This is a genomic window from Maribacter aquimaris (assembly GCF_014596745.1).
Taxonomy (GTDB): Bacteria; Bacteroidota; Bacteroidia; order Flavobacteriales; family Flavobacteriaceae; genus Maribacter_A; species Maribacter_A aquimaris.
The window spans coordinates 618,784-631,563 of record NZ_JABTCF010000001.1; the positions used below are offsets into that span (position 1 = coordinate 618,784).

Annotated in this window: 13 protein-coding genes; 9 read left to right on the forward strand and 4 right to left on the reverse strand. The window is 40.0% G+C overall.

Annotated elements, in window-relative coordinates; translation table 11 throughout:
- Positions 1-14 precede the first annotated feature (14 nt).
- The 6 genes from HPE56_RS02720 to HPE56_RS02745 all read left to right on the forward strand — a co-directional run bounded on the left by HPE56_RS02720 (position 15) and on the right by HPE56_RS02745 (position 5,138).
- Entirely contained in the window at positions 15-533 is a 519-nt protein-coding gene (locus HPE56_RS02720) for an ester cyclase (RefSeq protein WP_188242221.1), read from the forward strand.
- A gap of 56 nt (positions 534-589) precedes the next feature.
- The gene (locus HPE56_RS02725) at positions 590-1,354 is read left to right on the forward strand and encodes a hypothetical protein (protein ID WP_188242222.1); all 765 of its coding nucleotides are present in this window, start codon (positions 590-592) and stop codon (positions 1,352-1,354) included.
- Between the two features lie 236 nt (positions 1,355-1,590).
- Positions 1,591-2,472, forward strand: a complete 882-nt coding sequence (locus HPE56_RS02730) for an ester cyclase (RefSeq protein WP_188242223.1) — start codon at positions 1,591-1,593, stop codon at positions 2,470-2,472.
- Positions 2,473-2,550: 78 nt separating this feature from the next.
- The gene (locus HPE56_RS02735; protein ID WP_188242224.1) at positions 2,551-3,309 is read left to right on the forward strand and encodes a hypothetical protein; all 759 of its coding nucleotides are present in this window, start codon (positions 2,551-2,553) and stop codon (positions 3,307-3,309) included.
- Positions 3,310-3,696: 387 nt separating this feature from the next.
- Positions 3,697-4,536, forward strand: a complete 840-nt coding sequence (locus HPE56_RS02740; protein WP_223170148.1) for an endonuclease/exonuclease/phosphatase family protein — start codon at positions 3,697-3,699, stop codon at positions 4,534-4,536.
- Complete coding sequence (locus tag HPE56_RS02745) at positions 4,536-5,138, forward strand: FMN-binding negative transcriptional regulator (protein ID WP_188242225.1); 603 nt, start codon at positions 4,536-4,538, stop codon at positions 5,136-5,138. Before HPE56_RS02740 ends, HPE56_RS02745 begins: the two co-directional genes overlap by 1 nt.
- On the opposite strand, the gene HPE56_RS02750 is transcribed toward HPE56_RS02745, so the two are convergent.
- Positions 5,139-6,128, reverse strand: a complete 990-nt coding sequence (locus HPE56_RS02750; RefSeq protein ID WP_188242226.1) for an NAD-dependent epimerase/dehydratase family protein — start codon at positions 6,126-6,128, stop codon at positions 5,139-5,141.
- A 381-nt stretch (positions 6,129-6,509) separates the two neighbouring features.
- Here HPE56_RS02750 and HPE56_RS02755 point away from each other — a divergent pair, with 381 nt between their 5' ends.
- Entirely contained in the window at positions 6,510-7,790 is a 1,281-nt protein-coding gene (locus HPE56_RS02755) for an MFS transporter (protein ID WP_223170181.1), read from the forward strand.
- Between the two features lie 7 nt (positions 7,791-7,797).
- Here HPE56_RS02755 and HPE56_RS02760 read toward each other — a convergent pair whose 3' ends face one another.
- Entirely contained in the window at positions 7,798-9,963 is a 2,166-nt protein-coding gene (locus HPE56_RS02760) for a TonB-dependent receptor (protein ID WP_188242228.1), read from the reverse strand.
- A 294-nt stretch (positions 9,964-10,257) separates the two neighbouring features.
- On the opposite strand from HPE56_RS02760, the gene HPE56_RS02765 reads away from it, so the two are divergent.
- Positions 10,258-10,680: a DUF2141 domain-containing protein gene (locus HPE56_RS02765; RefSeq protein WP_188242229.1), complete on the forward strand. Its 423-nt coding sequence runs from the start codon at positions 10,258-10,260 to the stop codon at positions 10,678-10,680.
- A 72-nt stretch (positions 10,681-10,752) separates the two neighbouring features.
- Here the strand turns inward: HPE56_RS02765 and HPE56_RS02770 are convergent, their stop codons facing one another.
- Positions 10,753-11,232, reverse strand: coding sequence for a Dps family protein (locus HPE56_RS02770; RefSeq protein WP_188242230.1), 480 nt, complete (start codon positions 11,230-11,232; stop codon positions 10,753-10,755).
- 102 nt (positions 11,233-11,334) lie between these two features.
- Between HPE56_RS02770 and HPE56_RS02775 the strand changes: the two genes are divergently transcribed.
- Complete coding sequence (locus tag HPE56_RS02775) at positions 11,335-12,273, forward strand: LysR substrate-binding domain-containing protein (RefSeq protein WP_188242231.1); 939 nt, start codon at positions 11,335-11,337, stop codon at positions 12,271-12,273.
- A gap of 4 nt (positions 12,274-12,277) precedes the next feature.
- Here HPE56_RS02775 and HPE56_RS02780 read toward each other — a convergent pair whose 3' ends face one another.
- A complete protein-coding gene (locus HPE56_RS02780) occupies positions 12,278-12,673 on the reverse strand; it encodes a hypothetical protein (RefSeq protein WP_188242232.1) in 396 nt (131 codons plus the stop codon).
- Between the last annotated feature and the right edge of the window lie 107 nt (positions 12,674-12,780).

A 12,780-nucleotide genomic window follows, 5' to 3' on the forward strand; every position in this document is an offset into this window, starting at 1 on the left:
TAACATTCAGGATTATGGGAAGAAGGGGAGTAATATTGGTCATTATCGTATTCTTAGGAATTAACTGTAAGGAGAATAATCATTATGAAAAGGAAATTGAACTCGAAAACGCGATAACAAAAAACTTCGGAAGTTTTATAACGAATGCCTGGAATCATAAAAACATGGATAGCCTAAGATCAATAACCGTAGAAAACTATAGTCGTCGACTTAACGGAATAATGGTAGCGGAAAACCATAATGAACTTGAGGCCAATATGAACATTTATTTTAACGGGTTTCCCGATCTAAAGGTTTCCATTAAAAAAACCATTATCAAGGACAACCAACTATATGCCAGCTGGACTTTCGAAGGCACCAACACAGGAACGTTCGGCGAATCCGCTGCCACGGGAAAAAGAATAGCGGTCAACGGATTCTCCGAGGTCACTTTTAATAATGAGGGCAAATTGATCAAAGAGGACATCTATTACAACGAACTAGCACTTTTACAACAAATGGGGTATTCCTTGGTGCCCCCAATCGTTGAATGAACCATTGGAAACCATATTGAACTAGTACAAACACTAATCCTAAAACAAAGTACATCATGAGCACACTAAAATCGACTGTATGGATTACCGTAATGTTATTCTTGCTCCCTTATCTGAACATAGCACAGGAAAGCAAAAACCAACTCTTCTACATTCATGAGGATCAGGTTAAACCATCAATGATCCAAGAATATGAACAAATATCCAAGGAATTCAAGGAAGCCTGTACCAAACACAATCTTCAAGATCTTAGTTGGCAAGTTGCCTCAACCTCAACAGGACGGTACCTGAATATTTCCCCGATTAAAAACATGGCTGAACTTGATGTGAACGTCATGGCACCTTTAGCCGAAAAAATGGGGGAAGAAGCTTTTAAGGATATGTTCAAACGCTTTAATCGTTGCTATGACAAACACGGGGATTATATGGTATACCTCAATGAAGAACTCACTTATATGCCAGAAGGCATCAGTACGACCACAGAAGGTCAAAACTACCGAAAATGGCATTTTTTATATGTGACACCACAAAACATCCAAAACCTAAAAGGAAAACTCAAAGAATTAAAGGCCTTATTCACCAGAAAAGGATCCAAGGAATACTACCGTATTTACCATAACGGATTTGGAACAATGGGAGACTACTATGTTGCCGTTCTGACCGCTATAGACGAGGAGGAGTATGCCAAAAAATCCAAAGCAAATCAGGTTTTATTGGGCGAAGAAGGGAAAAAGGTTTTTGATGATGTCTTCAAATATGTATACAAATATGAGGTTGAATCGGGCAGCATGCACCCTGAGCTGTCTTACTCCCCAAAATAACAAAAGTATCATAGAATGTACCAAGTACAAAAATTCGAAACCCACGGATTTTGGCATTTTAAAATTTGATATCTAGACTAAATAAATGAAGAAGGACACCTTTTACGACACTTTGACCGTATGCAACCCATGAAACATAACACCATAAAATAACAAGCCAAACCCGGCAGATACATTTGCTAAACATATTTCGGGGGAACAATGCTAGCACCCTGTCGGGTTTTAATCCTATCAACATGAGAAAATTACTTCCAATACTATGCCTTTTCATTGTAGTATGCTTTTTATCCTGTACTTCGGAGGATAAACAAGTAGCTGAAAACATCAAAACATACTCCAATACCTGGGATGAAGTCATCAATAACGGGAAACTGGAATTGATCAATAACACCCATTTTGACGAACGTATTACGCTACTTATGAGTCCTGAAAATATTGTTGGTATTAAAAACGTACAGGATTTTTATGCCAATTATCTGACTGGGTTTTCCAATATCGAATTCACCATCGTGGATATATTCGGTCAAGGCGACAAAATAGTAAAGCACTGGAATTTTAAAGGTACGCATACAGGGGAATTTTTCGGAATTTCCGCAACGGGTAAATCTGTTGATATTGATGGGGTTACCCTCGTATCCATGAAAAATGGGAAGGTTTCACAAGAACAGGACTTTATGGACAATATGGCCTTTATGCAACAGTTGGGAATCCTCTCAAACCCGGACAATATAAGGGTCATCAACACCTTGTACGATGCCTTTGCCGCAGGTGATATCCCTGCTGTTTTAGATTTAATGGATGCCAAAGTGGTGTGGCACGAGGCCGAAGGTAACGCCTATGCCGATGGCAACCCCTACAAAGGTCCAGAGGCTGTTTCAAACGGTGTTTTTGCCCGTATAGGAAAGGATTATGACTATTTTAACCTGACCAATATCCAACTGCATGAAATGTCTGGGAATCAAATCCTTGCCACCTTGCGTTACCAAGCCAAGTCAAAGAAGAATGGGACCGTCATAGACGCCCAAGTAGCCCATCACTGGTTTCTTAAAAACGGAAAGATTATCGGATTTCAGCAATATGTGGAAACCAAACAACTCGCAGAGGCCCTGTCCAAATAGCAATCCGTAAACGGTAATTACCGAAATATCAAAATGAATACATAACATCATATTCTAATAACCAAACAAATAAAAATCATGAAAAAATTAATGTTCATCCTAGTGATACTCCCATTTATGGCGTTATCCCAAAACAACCAAGAAAGACCCATTATCGAAAATGTCATGTTTTCTCCCATAGCCGGAAAAACGGCGGAATTTGAGGCTGGCATAGCAGCCCACAACAAGAAATTCCATGCAGAAGGACCTTATGGCGTGCGTATTTACAATATTCTTAATGGTGAAAATGCCGGTAAGTATATGAACATTATGGGACCTTTGACTTGGAACCTAATAGACAATAGACCACATAGTGCGGCCCATGAAGAAGATATGAACAAGAATGTGAACCCCTATCTCTCTGCGGAAGTAGAGGTAAATTACATGAAAATGCATCCTGAATTATCCAATTTTTCGAAGGATTTTGAAATCAATAAGGTTTCAGTATTCGTGATCGACGTAAAACGCTTTAAACAAAAGGAATTTATGGATAAGGTCGTGAATAAAGTAGTAAAGGTATACAAGGAAAAAATGTCCGATCAAATATTCGGCATATACACCAACGAATTGAACAATAAAGAGGGAATGGATTTCGCCTGGGTAGATTTCTTTGACAATTCTTCATGGCTCGGTAAAGAGGATAAATTCGCCGCGTACTACGAAGAGGTTCATGGCGCAGGTAGTTTTGCCGATTTTTTAACCGCTGTTGAAGCCACCACAAATGGAGATTATGTTGAAATTTGGAATCTTAGAAATGAACTTAGTGGCCCGAATGCCAAGGTCATTGGCACGAATTGATCTTAATAACACCAAACCCTTATACCCAAAAACCATTGTTTTTTTAAATAATAATATATGCGAACCATTTTGGATCGTAGTCCTTGTTCTCGATAAAACCCGTATAAAAGCGGGTTTTATGTTTTCCTGTCATCAATGCTTATCCCTATAGAAAGTCAATTCGTTACCAAAAGGGCCATAAAATTCAACCCCCTTGTATCCCATGCAGTTTCCCTCAAAAGGGGATGCGCGTTAAAAACATCCTTTTCAAAATATTCCTCATAGTGATCCTCTATGTTCTGGGTAACGGTATAGGATGAATTTGATGTAAATGGCCTTTCATTTTTTAAAATTGAACATATATAAGTACCTTGTGTATTAATATGTAAAATAATAAAATCCTATATTTTGAAAAATCACTACACCCTCTTTTTTCTGACACTTTTACTCGTCCAAGGAATACAAGGCCAAGACATTAATGTTATGACCTATAACATCAAATACGACAACACCAAGGATACGGTCAACAACTGGAACGATCGTAAGGAAAGCATGATAAAACTGATTCGGCATTATGACCCAGCGGTTGTGGGCATGCAAGAGGTCTTGCACCGCCAAATCACCTATATCGATAGTGCGTTAACCGATTTCTCCTATATTGGTGTAGGCCGCAATGATGGCCAACAAAAAGGGGAATACTCCCCCATAATATACAACCATACTAAATTGAAAGTCTTAAAAAGCAATACGTTCTGGCTTTCCCCTACTCCCGAAAAAATATCCAAAGGTTGGGATGCCTCCTTGGAACGAATATGTACCTACGGACTTTTTGAAAACAAGACCGATCAAAGTAAATTCTATTTTTTCAACACCCATTTTGACCATAGGGGGATTATTGCCCGTGAAAAGTCGGCGGAATTGATCCTTAAGAAAATCCAAGAAATAAATCTTCAAGGTTATCCTGTGGTATTAACAGGTGATTTTAACCTTAGCCCAGAGGAAAAGCCCATACAATTCCTAAAAAAGAACCTACATGAAGGCAAGGACTATACACTTAAAACATTTTATGGGCCAAGTGGCACCTTCAGTGGTTTTGACCCTAATAGAATATTGGACCATAAAATCGATTACGTCTTTGTAAAGGGTTTCAACGTGCAATCGTATATTCATATCGATGACCGCATGGAGAACAACAAACATATTTCCGATCATTTGCCCATTTTGGCCCATTTGACAATAGCGAAATAATGTATATCCCCCATCAATATAAAAACGAGGATATTGACGAAGTAAAGGATTTCATTACCAAAAACAGTTTTGGCATTTTAGTGAACCAAGTAGAAGGAAAACCATGGGCTACCCATATTCCGTTGGAATTGGATACTAACCAGGACGGTAAGGATGTTTTGGTAAGCCATATTTCAAAGGCCAATCCCCAATGGAAGCAATTTGCGGAAAACGATAATGTCCTCTGTATTTTCAACGGACCACACAGCTATGTCTCCTCCTCCTGGTATAAAGAGGAGGAAGTCCCCACATGGAATTATATTGCGGTTCATGTCTACGGAAAAATCAAGATTTTAACCGAGGAAGAAGTGCTGGCATCCATGCACAAATTGGTTGATAAATACGAGCGGCATTCGGAAAATCCGATTTCCATGGATCATTTATCGGAAAAGACCTTACGACAGGTAAAAGGAGTGGTTGGTTTTCAAATCACCATTGACAGCATTCAGGCGGCCTACAAACTTTCCCAAGGAAGGAAAGTAGATCACCCCAGGATCATTTCTGAATTGGAAAAAACCGAAAATCAACAATCCAAAGATATCGCCAAACGAATGAAGGATTAATTATCCGTTCAAAGCTTTATATTTCTTCAAAATCCGATCGATCTTTTCGTTACTTTCAGGATTAATTAATTTTCTTTCCGGATTTTCATCCAACCATTGTAAAGTCCTTTTTATTCCCGTGGCAAAAGGAATGGTGGCCTTAAATTCGGGCACAAAGGTCTTTATCTTGGTATTGTCGAAAATAACGCTTTCGGCCTTATCGGCCAGCAGTGTACCGGTAAAGGAAGGTTCAATGGCGCAGATGAAATCGGAAGCGATATGGACTACCTGGGCCTCACGCCCTAAACTTTCGGCTAAAATCCTATAAATCATATTCCAACTTAAGATTTCATCGGAAGTAATATGGAAGGCATGGCCTATGGCCTGTGTCAATCCCAACAAACCAACGAATCCTTTTGCAAAATCATCGGAATGGGTCACTGTCCATAAAGAGGTACCATCGCCATGGATGATTATCTCTTTTCCCTTTAGTATCCTATCCGCAGTGGTATATTCATTAAACCCACCGATAGCTATAGGTATTACGGTATCGTACGTTAGGGATGGGCGGACAATCGTCATTGGAAACCCCGCTTCGCGATAGACTTTTTGCAAACGATCTTCACATTGGATCTTGTTAAAGGAATAATCCCAAAGATTATTGTAGAGTGGTGTAGATTCGGTAATTACCGGGTAGCTCAAAGGCGTTTGGTAACAAGAAGCCGAACTAATAAAAATATACTGCTTCGTTTTTCCTTTGAAAAGGGCAATATCCCTTTCAATATCCTCAGGGGTAAAGGCTATCCAATTGACCACCACATCCCAATCGTGTTTTGCCAATTCGGTTACTTCATTCGCTTTACGGATATCGCCAAGAATATTCCTCACCCCGACTATTGGGACAGTAGCGTTGCCGCGGTTCAAATGATAGAGGTCAATGCCTTTTTTTATGGCCAATCGACTTGAGGCTGTGCTGATATTCCCGGTTCCCCCAATGAACAATACTTTCATAATAGCTGGTCTTTAATATAGAACCATGAATTTAGAAATAAAAGAACAAAAAGACTATTCCATTTACCTAAAAGCGTAAATGAACCTGATGCCCAAAGGGGTATAGGTTTGTAATTTGAAGAAGAACGATGTTGTGTTTCACAAGCGCCCCTTAAATGACCACTTATAAAAAAGAATTGAAAGATGCTTTAAAATCAATGCATTGACACCAAAAAGAAACCTATGGCAACGGGCTATAAAAATGCCCTACGGATACCAATGAAAATGATAAAAAGCACTAATTTTATAATCATTTTATTTTTTCCAACTTAAATACACCATATGTCTCAAATTTCCATCGGTTCTAAAAAACCTAAGTTATCATTTTGGCAAATCTGGAATATGAGTTTCGGATTTCTAGGGATTCAATTTGGCTTTGCCTTACAAAATGCAAATGTCAGCCGAATTTTCGAAACCCTGGGTGCCTCGCAGGACGAACTCCCCATCCTATGGCTTGCAGCCCCCGTCACGGGACTGTTGGTACAACCCATTATTGGATATTACAGTGACCGGACTTGGCATAAAAAATGGGGACGTCGAAGACCTTTTTTCGCAACTGGGGCAATTTTAGCCACCATTGCCCTATTCGTTATGCCTCATTCAACAGCTTTGTGGATGGCGGTTATTATGCTTTGGTTAATGGATGCTTCCATCAATATCAGTATGGAACCGTTCCGGGCCTTTGTTGGGGATATGTTGCCCAATGAACAACGAACCAGTGGTTTTGCCATGCAAAGTTTCTTTATCGGTGTTGGGGCCATTATTGCCTCTGCCCTGCCCTACATTTTTACCAATTGGTTTGGAATAAGCAATATGGCTTCTGATGGTGGTATTCCCGATGCCGTAAAATGGTCGTTTTATGTGGGTGGTATCGCATATTTCAGCGCGGTTATGTGGACCGTCTTCAATACGGAGGAATATCCGCCCGATGATTTGGAAAAGCTTAAATTGGAAAACGCCCAAACAGGGGTTTTTACGGGATTGAAAGAATCTTTTATCGGTATTTTCAAAATGCCCAAAACCATGGTACAATTGGCCTTTGTGCAGTTTTTTTCATGGTTTGCACTGTTTGCTATGTGGATTTATACCACTTCGGCAGTAACAAGCCACGTTTATGGCACCTCCGATACGGCTTCTGCCTTGTACAATGAAGGCGCTGACTGGGTAGGCATTTGTTTTGCCATATATAACGGTATTGCAGCTGTTGTTGCCTTTCTATTGCCTGTCATTGCGAAGAAGACCAGCAGGCGAATCACCCATCTCATGGCTTTGTTCATTGGGGGTGTCGGACTCATTTCAATCTATTTTATTTCCGACCCCAATATGCTTTTGATATCAATGATAGGTGTCGGTATTGCCTGGGCCAGTATCCTTTCCATGCCATATGCCATGCTCTCGAGCATTTTACCGGCTAACAAAATGGGCTATTACATGGGGGTTTTTAATTTTTTCATTGTCATCCCACAAATAGTTGCTGCCGGTATTCTAGGCTTTATCTTGAAATCATTTTTTGAAAATGAGGCGATTTACGCCATGTTCATAGGGGGTGTTTCGTTTTTTATAGCCGGATTGCTGTGCTTGATCGTTCAGGATAACGAGATTCCAGTCAAAAGCGAGGAATGACCGAAGTTTAAAGGTTATCCAATTGGTTACTGGTTTTATCGGTACTAATGGTCCAAAAGAATCCGACAAAGAAAAACGTATCGGCTGTTGGGCGTATGGTTCTACGGTCAAACTGCCCGTTGGAATTTGGTGCATCGGCATATTGATACCCATTGACATTATTAAAACCCAATGCATTACTCACAGAACAATATAAGATTTTCTGTGGGGAAACCAGATAGGCCCAATTAAGGCTCAGGTTATTGTACGCCTTTGTTTTTTCTGCGAGAAAAGATTCTGTTGTATTCGGATTGTCATACGGCCTTCCTGAAGCATGGGTATAGGAAAGCCCCACCTGCGAACGCAAATCGTTTATCCAATATTTGGTCACTATCGAGAGATTATGCTTGGGCGCAAAATTGGGGGTCGCCTGTTCTTTAAAATTCAAATAATCACGTTGAGTATCCAAATAGGAATACGAAATCCAATAATCCAGGTTCTTGATGTTCTTATTGTCCCTCCAAAAAACATCCAATCCTGCTGCATAGCCACTTCCCAAATTATTGAAAAGCGTATCAAATCCCGGTGTATCGGTATCAAACTTCACCAAATGATCATACTCCTTATAATAGGCCTCCGCCCTAAACGTCCTTCCATTCCCCATATACTGATAATTCAATATATAATGGGACGTTTTTTCAGTATTAAGTCCGTCGTCGAACTTCGCATATTCAATAGCTGGATTTTGGTAAAAATCACCATAGGCCAAGGAAAACTGTCCTTTATCCCCACTCTTATAGGCCAGGGATACCCTTGGGGCCAAACTGAAATCTTCCACAGCCTTTGAATACTCCCCCCGCAACCCTACTTTCATGGCAAACCGGTTACTAAAGAAAATATCAGCTTCCGTAAAGGCAACGGCAAGGTCATCCCTGTAATCACTATTATAGGTCAATTCATTTTCCGTCGATACCCGATTCTCATAATCCAACTTAAAATACGCTGTCCCAAAAGTCAATTGAAACCGACTGCTGAAATTTTTCTTTAATTTTAATTTGACATGGGCTCCTATTTCTTCGGTATCAATGGCATCAGTGAGAAAGCCGATTTTGTTTTTATCTATGGATACGCTGGCCCCTGTGGCCAATGTCCAGTCATTTTCCAAATAATGTTTATAGGTTGAATTTAAATAGAGGTTATTGTTCTTTAATCGAAAACGAACCAAATCCCCATAATTGATGTCTTTTTGATCAATATCCAAGGTACTATGATTGAACCCTGTGTAAAATTTAAACAGATTGTGCACTCCCTTACTCCTAAAAACGGCTTCCCCCGCCAAGGATTCATAAGGTTTTCTCCAGCGCACATCCTGATTTGAGGGTACCAGGGCCTGATAGGGGGCCAGATTTATGTAAGACGTATTGATGCTTAAGGATTTCGTTCCCCAAATTTCAGTATGGCCAAGTCCACCACCAACTGACATCACCGATATATCGGTTTTTTCCTGTTCGGGCACATCGGTAGTGTTCAATAACAAAATACTGGAAAGGGCTTGACCGTATTCGGCGGAATACCCACCTGTACTAAAAGTGATTCCCTTAAAAAGAAAAGGGGAAAACCGTCCCCGGGTCGGAATGTTGTTCACCGTGGCATTAAAGGGTTGGAAAACCCTGAGACCATCAATAAAGACTTGGGTCTCCCCAGCTGCACCCCCACGTACAAAAAGCCTACCATCACCACCGACCGTCGAAGTACCCGGCAAGGTTTGTAAAGCTGCCACAAAATCACCGGCGGCACCCGCTGTCGTAACAATATCCAAAGGTTTTAAAACGGAAACTTTTGAATTGTCACCGGCTTCAAATGAACCCGCAGTTAAGGTTACCCCATTTAACTGGTTGATCGTCTCCCTGAGTTGTATCGATAGGTTTTTAAAGTAGGAAACATCCCCAACTTCATAATGGGTGTCGTAAGCAATATTCGATATCACCAGGGTTTGTGATCCCTTCAAGGTAGTTTCAAAAGAAAAATCCCCATTTACATCGCTCGAAGCCCCATCATATGTTCCTTCTAGATAGATATTGGCTCCGCTTATTGGAATATTTTTTTCATCAACAACCTTCCCCAATATGGTTGTTTGCGCCACAAGTAGGCTTGTATAAAGGAAAGCAAGGGATAATACATGATATTTTAGCATGACATTTCATTTTTTTTGATGAAACAAAAGTGTCATACACAAAAGGATTCCCCCAATACAATGTTCCCAATTGTAAAATTCCAGTACCCAACTGTAGACATACCGAAGCCTTGTACCAATCGAGGGAAGCATTCCAATTTTGGTTATAGACCCCTCGTATACCATGTCCCATTATCAAAAGGGTGTCCATAAACACAATTCAGGGCAGCAAAACCACAATTGGGTCATTGTGATTTTCAATAAATAGGTAATAAACGGAGTTTTGACGCAGTACTAACAATTAAACCACTATACATGAAAACTATTGGACTTATTTTATCATTGGTATTTACAAGCTTTATCGCTACTGCACAACAAGCCGAAGAAGGTGTTAAGGTAACAGTGAACATTGAAAATGTATTGAATGCCAATGGCAAGATACTGGCTTCCCTGCATAATTCGGAAACTTTTTTGAAGGGAGAAGGTTTGGACCATATAGCCATGAAAAGTACCAAAGGCACACTCACCTTGACTTTTGAAGGTGTTGTACCTGGAACATATGCCATTATGGTGTTACACGATGAAAACGACAATCAACGCATGGATTTTGAGGCCAATGGAATGCCCAAGGAAAACTATGCAACAACGGGAGTTATGGCTTTGTACGGCCCACCGAGCTTTGATTCCTCTAAATTTGAGGTATCCCACGAAAATCTCGAACTCCATATTCGATTTTAGTCCCGAACCATCAATTAAAAAACAAAAAAGGCTTCCCTTAGGAAGCCTTTTTTAATAACCTTTTGGTCGCATCTATATATCTTCGGCCAACCATGCTTTCATCATCCAAACCGTTTTTTCCTGTTCGGAAATGAAATCGCTCATCATTGAGTTTGTCCCTTCATCACCAGCTTCATCGGAAGCATTCAATATTTTACGTTCAATCATCAACAATTGGGTCAAAGATTCGACAATAAGATGAATCGCATCCTCATCCTTTGATACGTTCTTACCAACCGGAATCTTGGAATTCTCAATATAATCCTCAAAGGTATGTAAGGGCACCCCTCCTAGGGTCAGGATACGTTCGGCAATTTCATCCACCTTCATATTTGCATCGTTGTACAAATCCTCAAACTTCACATGAAGATCAAAAAAACGTTTCCCTTTTATATTCCAGTGGATACCTCTTAAATTTTGATAATATCTTTGGAAGTTTGCTAATAATTCGTTTAAATCCTTGCTTAAGGCCATTGATTTCTCGGCACTTAATCCTATACTATTGTAAGACATACTATTTGTTTTAATTATACTATAAAATTAATGAATATTCAGGTCTTCAAGGCCTGTTTTAATCGTTAGTTTTTATATTTTTATAGACTTAAACTATAATTCATGACCATTACCCAATTACAATATGTATTGGCCGTTGCCGAACATAAAAATTTCACTTTGGCAGCCCAAAAAAGCTTTGTCACACAACCTACATTAAGCATGCAGGTACAGAAGCTTGAGGATGAATTGGACATATTGATTTTTGACCGGGCCAAAAAACCCATTGCTATTACCGAGGTCGGTAAAAAAATTGTGGAACAAGCAAAAAATATCGTTAACGAAGCCGACCGAATCAAGGATATCGTAGACCAGGAAAAAGGCTTTATCGGAGGTGATTATACCTTAGGGATCATTCCTACCATTATGCCTACGTTGTTACCCATGTTCTTAAAAACCTTTATCAAAAAATACCCCAAGGTCAACTTGATCATCAAAGAACAGAACACTGAAAATCTGATTCGGAACATCCAAGATGGACATTTGGATGGTGCCATAGCCGCTACCCCCTTGGAAATTGAGTTCATAAAGGAACGCCCTTTATATTACGAACCTTTTGTAGGTTACGTGCCCCCGAACCATCGATTGGCAGATAAGGAAAACCTAGAACCCTCCGATTTGGACATTGCCGATATCCTCTTATTGAGGGATGGACACTGTTTTAGGGATGGGGTCATTAACATTTGTAATGCCACCAAAAATTATGGGGAAGAACATTTTCAACTTCAAAGCGGTAGTTTTGAAACATTGATCAACTTATCGAATGAGGGACTAGGCATGACGTTATTGCCGTATCTCAATACGATGGAATTGGATGATCGTAAAAAGAAACACCTAAAATATTTCAATGCTCCCTCACCGGCGCGTGAAGTAAGCTTGATCTACCACAAGAGTGAATTGAAAATACAGATTACCGAAGCATTAAAAGATGTGATTTCCGGGATTGTAAGGGGTGCAATCGCCTTCCAGGATGTTAAGATCATAAGTCCATTGGGCAAATAAAAGATCAATCCAATCGTGTGAATCGATAGGAGCATTCCTCGATGCAACCTATGAATCCCAATATGAGCTTTTTTTCCTCAACCAAGATGCGGTAAACGGGTTCGTACAATTCGGAATTACAAAAGAATCTTAAATAGAGTTTTTCCTCGGCGATGGCGAAGGTACCAAAGACCGGTGCCTTGCACCCATCCCATTTTGATAATTCGAGTGAACCATCTCCTTGAAAATCATAAATAGCACCATCATCAACCTGGGTCCAATCCACAATTCCTCCCGGACTGATTTTTGTAGCTTCCAATTGCCATTGACCTATGATTTCGTGATCAATTTCCCCTCCCTTCAAATCATCATCGGCACATCCTAAAATCAACAGGAACAAAAACGGGAAAAAATACTTCATTTACTTCTCTACTTCTAATTGAGTACTGTACATTATAGCATATACGGTACAAATGATATTGCGGTTCACGAAAACCAAAAAAAACCACCCTTTTAGGGTGGCTTTAT